This window comes from Aliihoeflea sp. (genome assembly GCF_052435475.1).
Classification (GTDB): Bacteria; Pseudomonadota; Alphaproteobacteria; order Rhizobiales; family Rhizobiaceae; genus Aliihoeflea.
This window is the reverse complement of record NZ_JBQVMV010000023.1, coordinates 1-15061: the sequence shown is the minus strand read 5'-3', so window position 1 is coordinate 15061 and position 15061 is coordinate 1. Positions and strand designations below refer to the sequence as shown.

The window sequence follows — 15061 nt, the reverse complement described above, 5'->3', positions numbered from 1 at the left end:
TGCGACACCATTGCGCAGGAAGGCTATTCGCTTTAGCGAAGTCTGAATGAGCAGGCTTTTACATTTGTTAGTCGATACTCAACTATTCGCCGCCTGAATCGCTTCCTCAAACAATAAGCTAAGTCGTTCAGTGTTGCCGCAGGCTTCGAATGCGCACCGGGACAGATTTCGCGGCCGGAACGTGGCTTTCCTCGGCGCGCTGGGAAAGTGGCACCAGCACGTTGGCTTCGGGATAGTAGGCACCGACGCACCCGCGCGGGATGTCGTAGGCGACGACCCGCAGGCCCGGCAGTTGCCGATCGACGCCGTCGCCGGTAGCGGCCTCCAAGGCGACGGTCTCGTCCGCCGCAAGGCCAAGTGCCGCAATGTCTGCGCTGTTCATCAGGACCACGTCACGTGTGCCCTCAATGCCGCGGAACCGGTCGCGATAGCCATAGACCGTGGTGTTGAACTGGTCGTTCGACCGCAGGGTCATCAGCCGGAAGACGTCGTCGCCGGAACCGGCGGCGAAACTCGCATCGAGCGCCGACGGTACGGCAAAATTCGCCTTGCCGGTTTTGGTGTCCCACTCGCGCTTTCGGGCAGACAGGGGGCGGGGAAAGCCGCCGGGGGTGAACATGCGCCGGTTGTAGTCGGCGAACTGGTCCGGGTAGGTTGCCTCGATAGCGTCGCGCACGAGGCCGTAATCGGCCGCCCAGGCATCCCAGTCGAGCTTGGGATTGGGCTCGAGCGTCGCCCGGGCAATTCCGGCGACGATGCTCATTTCGGCCAGCAGGTGCTCGCTCGCCGGCTCTTCCTGCCCGCGCGAGGCATGGATCGAGGTCAGGCTGTCCTCGATGGTCACCACCTGCTCGCCGGTTGCCTGACGGTCGATCTCTGTGCGGCCAAGGCAGGGCAGCAGATAGCTTGCGCGGCCGGTGATGAGGTGTGCGCGGTTCAGCTTGGTCGCGATCTGCACCGACAGGTCGAGATTGCGCCAGGCGGGTTCGATGCGGTTGCGATCGGGCACGGCGCGGACGAAATTGCCGCCGAGGCCGATGAAGGCTTTGACCGAGCCGTCGATCACGCCCTCGCAGGCCGAAACCGTGTCGAGCCCGCGCTCGCGCGGCGGCTCGAAGCCGTATTGTGCGGCAAGGCGGTCGAGCGGAACGAGGTCCGGCCGGTCGGCAATGCCGACCGTGCGCTGCCCTTGAACGTTGGAGTGCCCGCGCACCGGGCAAAGGCCGGCGCCCGGCCGGCCGATATTGCCGCGCATCAGCGCCAGATTGGCGATCATGCGGACATTGTCGACGCCCAGCCGGTGCTGGGTCAGGCCCATGCCATAGATCAGGATGGCCGACCGCGCAGATGCGTAGATGCGGGCTGCCTCGGTGAGGTCGCCGCGGGAAAGCGCGCTGTTGGTTTCGATGTCGGTCCAGTCGATCTCGTCCAGCCAGGAAAGCCACTCGTCGGCGCCGGCGGTGTGCTCCTTGAGGAAGGCGTGGTCGATGACGCCGGCCGACGGGTCGGCGCAATCCATCTCCACGAGCGCCTTCGCCATGCCGGCGATCGCCGCGATGTCACCGCCGGCACGGAGCTGATAGTAATTCGACGAGATGCGCGTCGGACGGTTGGTCGCAAGCTGCAACGGGCGCTGCGGATTGACGAAGGCTTCGAGCCCGCGCTCACGCAGCGGGTTGAACGAGACGATCGGCACACCGCGCTCCGACGCTTCCTGCAGATTGTGCAGCATGCGCGGGCTGTTGGCGCCGACGTTCTGGCCAAAGAAGAAGATGCAGTCGGTCCGCTCGAAATCATCCAGTAGGACCGTGCCGACCGGAACGCCGATCGCGGCTTTCAGGCCGACGGACGTGCTTTCGTGGCACATGTTGGAACTGTCGGGCAGGTTGTTGTTGCCGAACATGCGGGCAAGCAGCGAATAGGCGTAGGACGTTTCGAGCGACGCGCGACCCGAGGCGTAGAAGACGACCGATTTCGGATCGACGGCGCGCAGGCGCCTGAGTTCGGCGCCGATGGCGGAGAAGGCGCTTTGCCAGTTAGTCTCGACATAGCGATCGGTCGCCGCATCGTAGCGCATCGGATGGGTCAGCCGGCCCTCGGCCTCGAGATCGAAATCGCTCCAGCCAAGCAGTTCGGAGACCGTGTGGCGGGCGAAGAATTCCGGCGTCGTGCGCTTGTCGGTCAGTTCCCACAATGTCGCCTTGGCGCCGTTCTCGCAAAACTCGGCGACATGGGGTTTGGCGGGCTTGGCCCAGGCGCAGGAGACGCAGGAAAAACCGTCCGGTTTGTTCTGCTTCGCCAGAATTGCCGGACCGTCGATCATTCGGCCGTTGCGCTTCAGATGACGCAGAAGCGATTTCATCGAGCCCCAGCCGCCGGCGGGCTGGTCGTAGGGCTCGATCTTTACCCGGTGCCGGTCCCCATCGGTCCTGCGGTCGGTCACGATGCCGTCGCCCGGCCGTGTCCGGCGCCCCGCTTCGTCCGTGCGTGATTGGGTTGCATGTGACACTCCTCGGCTTCCCGGTGATCTCAAGGGGCAATCCGCGCGGCTTCGAAATTGTTCCCGAGGATTTGGGGCTCGAACCATTTGCGCGTAAGGTCGTTTCAGCAACTCATAAAAAACGCGCAAACCGGAGAGAGGGCCAATGGACGCATTGATCCGCAAGCTGGAGCATTTCAGCCAATTCACCGATGAGGAGCGACGCGCGCTGGGCACGCTTTCCGACCTGCCGGTGATGGTCGGCCCGCGCCAGGACATCATCCGGGAGGGCGACAATCCGACAGGCGTCAACCTGATCGTCGAAGGCTACGCCATCCGCTATAAGGCGCTACCGGACGGGCGACGGCAAATCCTGGGCTATTTCGTTGCCGGCGACATCTGCGACCTGCGCGTCTTCGTTCTCAAGCGAATGGATCATTCGATCGCCGCGCTGACGCAAGTTGCCGTCCGCGTCATTTCAGAGCAGCGCATCCTCGACATGACGGACCGCTATCCGCGCATCATGCGGGCGCTGTGGTGGGCGACGCTGGTCGAGGAATCGATCAGCCGCGAGTGGCTCCTCAGCATGGGCCAGCGCACCGCTGCGGAGCGGATCGCGCACATCTTCTGCGAAATCCATCACCGGGCCCGGGCGGTCGGGCTGGTCGAAGGCAACAGCGTGCCGCTGCCGCTTCGCCAGACGGATCTTGCGGAAATGTCCGGCCTGTCGGTCGTCCACGTCAACCGCGTGCTGCAGGAACTGCGCAAGCGGCGCCTGATCACCTTCGACGGCCAGATGCTGACGATCCTCGACGTCGACCAGCTCGCGGCCTTTGCCCTGTTCGATCCGCTCTACCTTCATCTCGACGAGAGCAAGGGGACGATCACCAAGCGCCAGCCCATATCGGCCGTCGGCGCCTGAGCCTGGCGCCCAGGTGGCGATTTTGTGGCGGCAAGGGAACGAAGGTCACATTCGCGTGTTGATCCGAAGCAACTGAACGCTTGGGAGCCCAATATGCACGGCATCATCTATCTCGTCGGCCTCGTCGTGGTCGTCCTGTTCCTTCTGTCCCTTCTCGGCCTGCGCTAAGCGCCCACCCGGAGACGTATCATGAATCCAGATTACGGCGCGGCCCCGACGCCGCCCGTCGGCGCGACTGCAATCGCGACCGGCGACGAGAAGTCCTATGTCGACTGGGCTGCCATCATCGGCGGCACGGTCCTGGCTTCCGCCATCTCCTTCGTCCTCCTCGCATTCGGTTCGGCGCTCGGCCTGACTTTCAGCTCGGCCTATGAAGGCTCGGGCATGTCGCTCGTCGGCTTCGCCATCGCCGCTGCTCTTTGGCTGCTCTGGGTACAGGTGTCGTCGTTCATGGCGGGCGGCTACCTGACAGGTCGCCTTCGCCGCCGCAACTACGATGCCACCGAAGACGAGTCCGACATCCGCGACGGCTCGCACGGCCTTTTGGTCTGGGGCCTCGGCGTCCTCGTCGGCGCTGTGCTGGCCTTTTCCAGCGCGTCGGCCGTGCTCGGCTCGGCGACCAACGCCATCGGCAATGCCGTCGGCGGCGCTGCTTCGGGTGCCGCGACGCTGGTCGAGGAAATCGACCCCAATGCGCTGTTGACGGATCGCCTGCTGCGTCCGGGCACCGCAACCGACACGGCCAATGAAGAGTTGCGTTCGGAAGTCGGCCGCATCCTCGTCACCGCCGTCACCGATGGCGAGCTCTTCGAGGACGATCGCGCTTATCTGGCGAGCGTCGTCGCTGCCCGTACCGGCGTCGAGGAAGCCGAAGCGCAGGCCCGTGTCGACGAAGTCTGGGCGCAGGCCCAGGAACTCGAGGCCACTGCGCGTGAAACCGCCGACCAGGCACGACGCATCGGCATGATCGCGGCCTTCATCACCGCTGCCTCGCTGCTGATCTCCGCCGCCGCCGCCTATTTCGGCGCCGTTCTCGGCGGCAATCACCGCGACAAGCAGACGATCATCCAGGGCTGGGTCCGCCCTTGGTAAGTTGAGGCGATCTGCTTCGTGACACGACGCCGTCCCGGTTCGCCGGGGCGGCGTTTTTCATGTCCGGCCTGGCCGGAACATCTGACCTGAACCCTTGTTAGGCCAGCGTGCCGTTTCGGCGCGACGCAATCGATCTCAAGGGGAAAATCATGGCCAAGGCGCGCAGTTCGACGAAGTCCGTCCGGCAGGGCGAAGCGGCGATCCACGACCAGAAGCTGGTTCGCGGAAATGGCGGGGAGTTGCACCAGATCGCCGATGGCGACACGCCGCTCCTGACGACCGCGCAGGGCGGGCCCGTCGCCGACGACCAGAACACGCTGAAATATGGCGAGCGCGGCCCTTCGCTGATCGAAGACTTCCATTTTCGCGAAAAGATCTTCCACTTCGACCATGAGCGCATTCCCGAGCGCGTCGTCCACGCGCGCGGCTATGGCGCGCACGGCTATTTCGAGACCTATGAGTCGCTGGCGAAATATACCCGCGCCGACATCTTCCAGCGCGCGGGCGAGAAGACGCCCACCTTCGTGCGGTTCTCGACCGTCGCCGGTTCCAAGGGCTCGTTCGACCTCGCGCGCGACGTGCGGGGGTTCGCGGTAAAGCTCTACACGCAGGAAGGCAACTGGGACATCGTCGGCAACAACATCCCGGTTTTCTTCATCCAGGATGCAATCAAGTTTCCCGACATCATCCACTCGGTGAAGCCCGAACCCGATCGCGGCTTCCCGCAGGCGCAGTCGGCGCATGACAATTTCTGGGACTTCATCTCGCTGACGCCGGAAAGCATGCACATGATCATGTGGGTCATGTCCGACCGCGCGATACCGCGTTCGTTCCGCTTCATGGAAGGGTTCGGCGTCCACACGTTCCGGTTCCTCAACGCCGAGGACGAGTCGACCTTCGTCAAGTTCATCTGGAAGCCCAAGCTCGGCCTGCAATCGGTGGTCTGGAACGAGGCGGTCAAGATCAACGGCGCGGACCCGGATTTCCACCGGCGCGATCTCTGGGACGCGATCCAGGCCGGCGACTTTCCCGAATGGGAGCTGTGCGTGCAGCTCTTCGACCAGGAGTTCGCGGACAGCTTCGACTTCGACGTGCTGGACCCGACCAAGCTGATCCCGGAGGAAATCCTCGAACCGATCCCGGTCGGCCGGCTCGTGCTCGACCGGATGCCGGACAATTTTTTCGCCGAGACCGAGCAGGTCGCGTTCATGACGCAGAACGTGCCGCCCGGGATCGATTTCTCCAACGATCCGCTCCTGCAGGGACGCAACTTCTCCTATCTCGATACGCAGTTGAAGCGCCTCGGTTCGACCAACTTTACGCATCTGCCGATCAACGCACCGAAATGCCCGTTCCATCATTTCCAGCAGGACGGGCACATGGCGATGCGCAACCCGGCCGGGCGGGTGAACTACCAGCCCAACTCGTGGGGCGAAGGTCCGCGCGAGCATCCGGCGCGCGGACACCGCTCCTATCGCGAAGAGGTCGAGGGGCCGAAGGTGCGGCTGCGCGCGGAGAGCTTTGCCGATCACTACAGCCAGGCCCGGCAGTTCTATTCCAGCCAGACCGAGGTGGAGCAGAACCATATCGCGATGGCGCTGACGTTTGAGCTTTCCAAGGTCGAGACGACGGTCATCCGCGAGCGCGTCGTGTCGCACCTTCTCAACATCGACGAAACGCTGGCGACCAAGGTCGCGGAAAAGCTCGGCATGAAGAAGCTGCCGAAGCCCGCCGATGCGGCGGTTGCGCCGCGCGACGATTTGGAGCCGTCGGAGCGGCTGTCGATCGTCAGGAACGGGCCGGAAAGCTTCAAGGGTCGCAAGGTCGGCGTGCTTGTCACGGATGGCTGCGACGCGAAGCTGGTCAAGGCACTCGACGCGGCGCTGACAAAGGAAGGCGCGAAGATGGAGATCGTCGCGCCGAAGGTCGGCGGCGTCGAGGCGTCGGATGGCTCGCTGATCGAAGGCAAGCAGATGATCGATGGCGGGCCATCTGTCCTCTACGACGCGGTTGCCCTGATCGTCAGTCCGGAAGGCGTCGAGCAGTTGCTCAAGGAAGCCGCAGCGCGCGATTTCGTCGCCGACGCCTTTGCGCATTGCAAGTTCATCGCCCATGTCGAGGCGGCGCAGCCGCTGCTCGACAAGGCCGGCGTCGAGCCGGACGAGGGCGTGATCGCGATCGGTTCGGGCAGCGACTGGCAGAGCTTCGTCGAGGCGTGCCGGAAGCTGCGCCTCTGGGCGCGCGAAGCGAAGGTCAAGCTGTGAGACCCGCCAAAACTTGACTCTGGTGCGAAATTGGGGTCAAAGGCCCCAGTTTCCGCGACGAGTGACAACTCCGAGCAGCCGACCGGGGCACCCTTTTTTAAAGTGGGAGGGCCGATCCCGGAGGTCAACACCCGGCAGCGCCATGCGCCCCCGGGTGTCGTTCTGCTTTGGCTGTTGGGTTTCGGCGCGGCACGCACTACCTCTCGGGCGACGACGCACGAGAATAAAGGACGGTGGATGTTTGAATCACTTCAGGAGCGGCTTGGCTCCATCCTGAACGGCCTGACGGGCCGCGGCGCGCTTTCCGAGGCAGATGTCTCGGCGGCGCTGCGCGAGGTTCGCCGTGCGTTGATCGAGGCCGACGTCGCGCTCGAAGTCGTGCGGTCCTTCACGGACAAGGTCAAGGCGAAGGCCGTCGGCGCGGAAGTGCTGAAGTCGATCAAGCCCGGCCAGATGGTCGTCAAGATCGTCCATGACGAGCTGGTCGAGATGCTGGGCGCGGAAGGCGCGACCATCGATCTCAACGCGCCGGCGCCCGTCGTCATCATGATGGTCGGCCTGCAGGGCTCGGGCAAGACGACGACCTCGGCCAAGATCGCCAAGCGGCTGACCGCGCGCCAGGGCAAGAAGATCCTGATGGCCTCGCTCGACACGCGCCGCCCGGCCGCGCAGGAGCAATTGCGCCAGCTCGGCGAGCAGACGCAGGTTGCCACACTGCCGATCGTCGCCGGCCAGTCGCCGGTCGACATCGCGCGGCGCGCGGTACAGGCGGCCAAGCTCGGCGGGCATGACGTCGTCATTCTCGACACGGCCGGCCGCACCCATATCGACGAGCCGCTGATGGCCGAGATGGCCGAGATCAAGGCCGTCGCCAAGCCGCACGAAATCCTGCTGGTCGCGGATTCGCTGACCGGCCAGGACGCGGTGAACCTCGCGCAGAATTTCGACAGCCGCGTCGGCATCACCGGCCTCGTCCTGACCCGCATGGACGGCGACGGGCGCGGCGGTGCCGCGCTTTCGATGCGCGCCGTGACCGGCAAGCCGATCAAGCTGATCGGCACCGGCGAAAAGATGGATGCGCTGGAGGAGTTTTATCCCAAGCGTATCGCCGACCGCATTCTCGGCATGGGCGACATCGTCTCGCTCGTCGAACGCGCATCCGAGACCATCGACGCCGAAAAGGCGCAGGCGATGGCGAAGAAGATGCAGGCCGGCAAGTTCGATCTCGACGACCTCGCCGACCAGCTTCGCCAGATGCAGAAGATGGGCGGCATGGGCGGGATCATGGGCATGATGCCCGGCATGGGCAAGATGAAGGACCAGATCGCGACCGCCGGTTTCGACGACAAGACCTTCGCCCGCCAGATCGCCATCATCCAGTCGATGACCAAGGCCGAGCGCGGCAATCCGGACCTCTTGAAGCATTCGCGCAAGAAGCGCATCGCTGCCGGTTCCGGCACGGATGCGGCGGCGATCAACAAGCTTTTGAAGATGCACCGCCAGATGGCCGACATGATGAAAGCCATGGGCGGCAAGGGCAAGGGCGGCGGCATGATGCGCGGCCTGATGGGCGGCATGGCGTCCAAGATGGGGCTTGGCGGCATGGGTGGCATGGGCGGACTTGGTGGCCTGGGGGGCGGCGGCATGCCGGACCTTTCCAAGATGGACCCCAAGCAGCTCGAAGCCCTGCAGAAGCAGGTTCAAGCGTCCGGTCTGGGCAAGGGCCTGCCGGGTGGCCTGCCGGGCCTGGGTGGCGGCGGGCTGCCCGGATTGAGCGGTTTGCCGGGGCTGCCCAAGGGTGGCAAGAAATGATCCCGAGGCTTGAAACCGAGCGCCTGATCCTGCGGGGCATAGAATCGGGCGACTACGAGCCGTTCGCCGCTTTCGCCGCAAGCGATGCCGCGCACTTCGTCGGCGGCTCCCGGGACCGTCCGGCCGCCTGGCGTTCGCTGGCAACGATTGCAGGCTCGTGGACCTTACGCGGCTATGGCGAATTTGCGGTCGAGGAAAAGGCAACGGGGCTCCTCGCCGGCATTGTCGGTCCATGGTTTCCGGAGGGATGGCCGGAAGAAGAAATCGGCTGGATCGTCTTTCCGCAATTTCAGGGCAAGGGCTATGCCGGCGAGGCCGCCGCTCGCGCGCTCGCCTTTGCCTATGGCGAGCTCGGCTGGACGACGGCCGTCTCGTGCATCGACGATGCGAACCTGCCGTCGATTCGCGTTGCCGAGAAGCTCGGGGCGACGCGGGACGGTCAGGCCGAATTCAAGCCCTACGGCATGATGCCGGTGTACCGCCATCTGCCACCCGAAACGATTCTTGCGCGTCACAAGGGAACAACAGCATGAGCGACGCTACCGACACCCAACGCGCGCGCGACCTCCTCGCCGGCTACCGCGCCTCGATCGACAATATCGACGCGGCGCTGATCCACATGCTCGCCGAGCGCTTCCGCTGCACGCAGGCGGTCGGAAAGCTGAAGGCAGAGCACGGCCTGCCGCCGGCCGACCCGGCGCGCGAGAAGACCCAGATCGAACGGCTCCGCCGGCTTGCCGACGACGCCAATCTCGACCCCGATTTCGCGGAGAAGTTTTTGAACTTCATCGTCCGCGAGGTCATCCGCCATCACGAGGCGATCGCCTCTGAGAAACACGAAAACGCTTGAATTCAACTTTTCCAGGAGAACTGAAATGGCACTGAAAATCCGCCTCGCCCGCGCCGGCTCCAAGAAGCGCCCCTACTACCACGTCGTCATCGCCGACGTCCGTTCGCCGCGCGACGGCCGCTTCATTGAGCAGGTCGGCTCGTGGAACCCGACGCTGCCTAAGGATGGCGAGCGCGTGAAGCTCAACAATGAGCGCATCCAGCATTGGCTCGACCACGGCGCCCAGCCGACCGACCGCGTGCTGCGCTTCCTCGACCAGGCCGGCATCGTCAAGCGCGAAGCCCGCAAAAACCCGAAGAAGGCCGAGCCCGGCCAGAAGGCCCAGGAGCGCGTCGCCGCCCAGAAGAAGGCCGAGGAAGACGCCGCCGCCAAGAAGGCGGCCGACGAGGCTGCTGCAGCCGAAGCCGCCAACGCACCGGCCGCCGAAGAGACTTCGGAAGAAGCCGCTTCGTAAGCTTTCGTTTCAGCAAAGTTCAAAAGCCCCGCCGGTCCTGCCGGCGGGGTTTTTGTTTGCGCGCTCCCACGCAAATTTTTCGAAATTGCCGCAGCGATATCTGTCGGCTACGCCTGTCGACGTTCGTCTTTTCATCAAGCGCGCGAGGCCAGGACATGCTCTACGCCATTCTTTGCTACAACCATGAAGACACGGTCGGCCAGTGGACCAAGGAAGAGGACGACGCCGTCATGGCGCGTCTCGACGCCGTGCTCCAGCCGGTCGAGCGGTCCGGCAGGCTCGGCCCCGTCGCGCGCCTGTTGCCGACGACCGCGGCCACCACGCTGCGCAAGGCGGGCGGCGAGCCGCTCGTCATCGACGGACCCTTCGCCGAGACCAAGGAGCAGTTTCTCGGCTTCTACCTCGTCGATTTCGACACTCTCGACGAGGCGCTCGCCTTCTCGAAAAATCTCGCCGAAGCCAATCCCGGCGGCGGCTCCTATGAAATCCGACCGGTCGGCTACATGCGCGAGCGGGACAAGGACAATCACGCTTCATGACCGACGCCCGCGCCATCGAAACGCTGATGTCCGCCGCCCGCCCGCAGGCGGTCGGTGCGCTGCTGCGCTACTTCCGCGATCTCGACCGTGCGGAAGAGGCGTTTCAGGAAGCGTGTCTGAGGGCGCTGAAGAACTGGCCGAAGAACGGCGCCCCTCGCGATCCGGCCGCGTGGCTGATCTTCGTCGGGCGCAATGTCGGCATCGACGCGGTGCGGCGCGACAAGCGCCTCGTCGCGCTGCCGGACGAGCCCGCGCTGTCGGACCTCGACGATGTCGAGACGCCGCTCGCCGAACGTCTCGACGGCGCGGACTATCGCGACGACATCCTGCGACTGCTCTTCGTCTGCTCCGATCCGTCGTTGCCGGCGGAACACCAGGTGGCGCTGGCGCTGCGCATCGTCTCCGGCTTGACCGTCCCGCAGATCGCGCGTGCGTTTCTCGTCTCGGAAGCCGCGATGGAGCAGCGGATCACCCGCGCCAAGGCGAAGATCGCCGCATCCGGCCGGCAGTTCGAGACGCCGGACGCCATTGCGCGGTCGAGCCGCGTCGGTGCGGTGGCGGCGATGATCTATCTCGTCTTCAACGAGGGCTATTCGTCGCGTCCGGAAGCGGGGCAGGCGGCGACGGTGCTGTGCGAGGAAGCGATCCGGCTCGGTCGGTTGCTCTTGCGCATCTTTCCGACCGAGCCCGAGATCATGGGGCTTCTGGCGCTGATCCTGCTTCAAAATTCGCGCATCGCAGCGCGCATCGATGCGGCAGGCGAAATCATCCTTCTCGACGATCAGGACCGCACGCGCTGGAACGCCAAGATGATCGGCGAGGGGCTCGCGCTGGTCGACAAGGCGTTCCGCCACCGCCAACCCGGCAGCTACCAGATCCAGGCGGCGATTGCCGCGCTCCATGCCCGCGCGAAGACGGCGGCGGAAACCGATTGGACGGAGATCGAACTCCTCTACCGCATGCTGGAGCGCATTGAGCCCTCGCCGGTCGTCACGCTCAACCGGGCGGTGGCGGTTGCCAAGGTGCAGGGCGCGCAGGCCGCGCTCGACCTGATCGAACCGCTCGGCGACCGGCTTTCCGGCTATTTCAACTATCACGGCCTGCGCGGTGGGCTGCTGCTCGAACTCGAACGCTGCCGCGAGGCGCGCGAGGCGTTCGACCGGGCAATCGCGCTGGCGCGCAATCCGGCCGAAGCGGCACATATCCGCCGTCATCTCGACCGCATGCAGGCGAAGACGCACTAGATTTTTCGTCTGCCGAATGTCGGTATGCGGTGCTGCGGATCGTCCTTGGATCAGACATCACGAAGGAGACCGCCATGACCCCCGAACCCAAGGCCGAGACCGAACACGAACTCGTCCTCACCCGCCTTCTCGACGCCCCGCGCGAGACGCTCTTCCGCTGCTGGACCGACGCCGAGCTCCTGCCGAAATGGTTCGTGCCGGCGCCGTGGACGATCGCGAAGGCCGAGGTCGATCCGCGTCCTGGCGGCCGGTCGTTCATCGTCATGCGCGACCCGGACGGCAACGAATATCCGAATGACGGCGTCTATCTGGAAATCGTGCCGAACGAGAAGATCGTTTTCACCGACGCCTACACGGCCGGCTGGGTGCCGTCCGAAAAGCCGTTCTTCACCGGGATCGTCACCTTCGCCGACGAGGGCGGCAAGACGCGCTACACGGCGCGGGCGCGCCACTGGCGGGCGGAAGACAAGGAAAACCACGAGAAGATGGGTTTTCACGAAGGCTGGGGCATCTGCGCGGATCAGCTCGAGGCACTGGCGAAGACGCTTTGACCTAGAGCAGCCATTCGATGTCGAGGCGCTTCAGGATGCCGATCGCCAGCCGATCGGGCAGCCCCATGCCGGGTTCGCGCCGAAGCGGGGCCGACAGGTCGGGCCGCTTCCAGATGAGGCCGCGATGCTCGGACAGCGCCACCTCATAAGCGTTCTCCGGCACCACATCGTCGAAGGCGTCGGCGACGAGGCCGGCCAGAAGCGGCGATTCGATGACGATGCCCATCTCGGTATTCAAGTCGATCGAGCGCGGGTCGAAGTTGAACGAGCCGACGAAAAGCCGCTCTCGGTCGACGGCGAAGGTCTTGGCGTGCAGGGTCGAGGCGCCGGCGCGCAGTGCCGAGGCGGACCCGCTGCCCGAGCCGCGCAAGCGGCCCGAGACGCCGAGCCGCGAACCTTTGCGCCGCTCGCGCCGGGAGGGCGCCTGCCGCGCGCCGTCGCACATCTCGAACAGGCGGATGCCGGCGCGCAGCAGTTGCCGGCGATAGGGGGCGTAGCCGGCGTGGACCGCGCCGACATCTGTCGCCTCATAGGCGTTGGTCAGGATCGAGACGTCGACGCCGCGCGCTCTCAGTGCGCGCAGATTGGCGACGCCGCGTTTGCCCGGCACGAAGTAGCCGGCGATGATGGCAAGTTCGCGTTTCGGCGTGCCGATGGCGTTTTCGAGGAGGCCCGAAAGCCGTGCGTCGCTGCCCTCGCCCTTGCGCAGATAGCCGAGCGCCTTGCCCGGATCGTCGTGCAGGAGCGAGACCTTCGCCCATTCCATCGGCAACCGCGCCTCGGCAAGCTGGCGCACGATTTCCAGGTCGCGCACGGCCTTCAGATAGCGCCGCGCCGTCGGGTCGCGCTCGACGATGGAGCTGCGCTTGCGCAGGCGGCGCAGATGGCGCGGGCCGACCCGGCGCAACAGCAGGCGCGCCGGAAACGAAGACGCCGCATTCCAGTAATCCTCGAACTGCGCCGTCACCTCGTCCACGGCCGGGCCGATGGCGAGGACGTCGAGATCGGCGAAGAGGGGGCCGTCGGCGACGCCGAAATATTCGTCGCCGATGTTGCGGCCGCCGATGACCGTCGCCTGTCCGTCGACGGTGAAGCTCTTGTTGTGCATGCGCCGGTTGAGGCGCGGGAAGTCGAAGACGTAGCCCAGTACCTTCGGCCAGCGGACCGGGAAGGGATTGAACAGCCGCACCTCGACGCGCGGATGGCGGTCGAGCGCGAACAACACCTGGTCGAGGCCGTCGATGCCGTTGTCGTCGAGGAGAAGCCGGACGCGAACGCCTCGGTCGGCGGCGTCGAGCACTTCTTCGAGGAGCATGGTGCCGGTGCGGTCGCCGCGCCAGATGTAATATTGCAGGTCGAGCGTCTTTTCGGCCTGGCGGGCGAGCGACATGCGCGTGGCGAACGCTTCCGGTCCGTCGGCGAGGAGATAGACGCCGGAGAGGCCCGGGTGTGCGTCGACCGAAGACCGCGTCATGCGGGCGAGGGTCGTCTGGCTGACGTCCGGGGCGGGGCCGGGTTCGGGCAGGGCGTGCTGCGGCAGCGTGAAGGCGCGGCGGATGGCGGCGGCCGCGACGAGCGCGGCGCCAAGGGCCAGCAATTTTCCGCTCGCGCGCATTCATTCCTCCGATCGCCGCAGTACAATCGTTCCGCACGCTTCCGGTTCCGGCCGGGCGGGTGGCGAAATATTTCCCGATGACCGTGTCGGGAGAAGGCGCGGCCGTTCGTCATCCTGTCGCAACACGATGAAAGAGGAGAACAATCATGAGCTATGTCGACGGATTCCTGCTTTCCGTTCCGAAGGCCAATCTCGAGGCCTACAAGAAGCACGCCCGCGTTTCGGCCGATGTCTGGATGGAGCACGGTGCGACCAGCTATGTCGAGTCCCTCGCCGAGGACGTGCCCTATGGCGAACTCACCTCGTTTCCGCGCGCCGTGCAGGCCAAGGACGACGAGATCGTCGTCTTCGCCTGGGCGACCTATCCCGACAAGGCCAAGCGCGACGAGGTGATGAAGAAGGTGTTCGAGGACCCGCGCATGAAGCCGGCTATGGAAAACATGCAGTTCGACGGCAAGCGGATGATCTATGGCGGCTTCGACACGTTCATCGAACGCTGAACCAGAGGAGGCAGCGATGTCGGACTATCACTATCCGGGCGTGACGCCGCATCTGATGTCGAAGGATGCGGTGGCAGCCATCGAGTTCTACAAGCGCGCGCTCGGCGCCGAGGAACAGGGCGAGCGCATGCTGATGGATGACGGCAAGCGCATCATGCACTGCGAACTGAAGATCAATGGCGGCACGCTGATGATCGCCGACGCGATGCCGGAATATGGCTATCCCTGGGTGGAGCCGCAGGGCACCACGCTGAACATCATCGTCGACGACGCGCGCGCGGTCTGGGACCGGGCGATAGCCGCGGGTTGCACGGTGAAGATGCCGCTCGAGGTGGCGTTCTGGGGCGATCTCTACGGGACGTTCGATGATCCGTTCGGGCACAATTGGGCGGTGGTGGGGCCGGCGCCGAAGGGGTGAGCTGCGGTTGGGTTATTGGTTCCCTATCCGATCCTTCGGGATCGGATAGGGACCCCCACCCTTTATTGGGCGAGCCACGCGTCTCGCCCGTCCTTCGGACCCCCACAAGGGGGGAGGGAGTCGCCGGCGGGGTACGTGCCCTTCGATGCATCGCCCGGTTTAAAGGAGGGTGTGCGACGTGGATGCCTCCCTCCCCCTTGTGGAGATCGTTGCAAAATTGGCTGATTGTGATTCAGTCGTCTTAGTTTGGAGGCGGTTTGATGAGCGGTCAGCTTGGGTTTGGCGATGGGTGGATATCGGCCAGGGTCGGCCACAATGCGA

General features: G+C 65.1%; 14 protein-coding genes. 12 read left to right on the top strand and 2 right to left on the bottom strand.

Annotated features, from left to right (window positions below; genetic code table 11):
- Positions 1 to 127: 127 nt before the first annotated feature.
- Positions 128 to 2443 (bottom strand): FdhF/YdeP family oxidoreductase, encoded by a 2316-nt coding sequence (locus ACT6QU_RS17910; RefSeq protein WP_444565674.1) that lies wholly within the window; start codon positions 2441 to 2443, stop codon positions 128 to 130.
- 202 nt (positions 2444 to 2645) lie between these two features.
- Between ACT6QU_RS17910 and ACT6QU_RS17905 the strand changes: the two genes are divergently transcribed.
- The 10 genes from ACT6QU_RS17905 (at position 2646) to ACT6QU_RS17860 (ending at position 12207) form a co-directional block, all read left to right on the top strand.
- Positions 2646 to 3401, top strand: coding sequence for a Crp/Fnr family transcriptional regulator (locus ACT6QU_RS17905; protein ID WP_444565653.1), 756 nt, complete (start codon positions 2646 to 2648; stop codon positions 3399 to 3401).
- Between the two features lie 189 nt (positions 3402 to 3590).
- Entirely contained in the window at positions 3591 to 4493 is a 903-nt protein-coding gene (locus tag ACT6QU_RS17900; protein ID WP_444565652.1) for a hypothetical protein, read from the top strand.
- A gap of 149 nt (positions 4494 to 4642) precedes the next feature.
- Entirely contained in the window at positions 4643 to 6757 is a 2115-nt protein-coding gene (locus ACT6QU_RS17895; protein WP_444565651.1) for a catalase, read from the top strand.
- Between the two features lie 237 nt (positions 6758 to 6994).
- Complete coding sequence (gene ffh / locus ACT6QU_RS17890) at positions 6995 to 8569, top strand: signal recognition particle protein (RefSeq protein WP_444565650.1); 1575 nt, start codon at positions 6995 to 6997, stop codon at positions 8567 to 8569.
- On the top strand, positions 8566 to 9102 hold the full coding sequence (locus tag ACT6QU_RS17885) for a GNAT family N-acetyltransferase (protein ID WP_444565649.1): 537 nt from the start codon (positions 8566 to 8568) through the stop codon (positions 9100 to 9102). The genes ffh and ACT6QU_RS17885 overlap by 4 nt, the downstream gene beginning before the upstream one ends.
- A complete protein-coding gene (locus tag ACT6QU_RS17880) occupies positions 9099 to 9419 on the top strand; it encodes a chorismate mutase (RefSeq protein WP_444565648.1) in 321 nt (106 codons plus the stop codon). Before ACT6QU_RS17885 ends, ACT6QU_RS17880 begins: the two co-directional genes overlap by 4 nt.
- A 25-nt stretch (positions 9420 to 9444) precedes the next feature.
- Positions 9445 to 9873 carry a 30S ribosomal protein S16 gene (rpsP, locus tag ACT6QU_RS17875; protein ID WP_444565647.1) on the top strand — a complete coding sequence of 143 codons (429 nt, stop codon included), beginning with the start codon at positions 9445 to 9447 and terminating at the stop codon, positions 9871 to 9873.
- 155 nt (positions 9874 to 10028) lie between these two features.
- The gene (locus tag ACT6QU_RS17870; RefSeq protein ID WP_444565646.1) at positions 10029 to 10412 is read left to right on the top strand and encodes a YciI family protein; all 384 of its coding nucleotides are present in this window, start codon (positions 10029 to 10031) and stop codon (positions 10410 to 10412) included.
- Positions 10409 to 11656, top strand: a complete 1248-nt coding sequence (locus tag ACT6QU_RS17865; protein ID WP_444565645.1) for an RNA polymerase sigma factor — start codon at positions 10409 to 10411, stop codon at positions 11654 to 11656. The genes ACT6QU_RS17870 and ACT6QU_RS17865 overlap by 4 nt, the downstream gene beginning before the upstream one ends.
- Positions 11657 to 11730: 74 nt before the next feature.
- Positions 11731 to 12207, top strand: a complete 477-nt coding sequence (locus tag ACT6QU_RS17860; RefSeq protein ID WP_444565644.1) for an SRPBCC family protein — start codon at positions 11731 to 11733, stop codon at positions 12205 to 12207.
- Between the two features lies 1 nt (position 12208).
- Here ACT6QU_RS17860 and ACT6QU_RS17855 read toward each other — a convergent pair whose 3' ends face one another.
- The gene (locus ACT6QU_RS17855) at positions 12209 to 13822 is read right to left on the bottom strand and encodes a phospholipase D family protein (protein WP_444565643.1); all 1614 of its coding nucleotides are present in this window, start codon (positions 13820 to 13822) and stop codon (positions 12209 to 12211) included.
- A 146-nt stretch (positions 13823 to 13968) separates the two neighbouring features.
- On the opposite strand from ACT6QU_RS17855, the gene ACT6QU_RS17850 reads away from it, so the two are divergent.
- Positions 13969 to 14322 (top strand): DUF1428 domain-containing protein, encoded by a 354-nt coding sequence (locus ACT6QU_RS17850; RefSeq protein ID WP_444565642.1) that lies wholly within the window; start codon positions 13969 to 13971, stop codon positions 14320 to 14322.
- 16 nt (positions 14323 to 14338) lie between these two features.
- On the top strand, positions 14339 to 14740 hold the full coding sequence (locus ACT6QU_RS17845; protein ID WP_444565641.1) for a VOC family protein: 402 nt from the start codon (positions 14339 to 14341) through the stop codon (positions 14738 to 14740).
- Positions 14741 to 15061 lie beyond the last annotated feature (321 nt).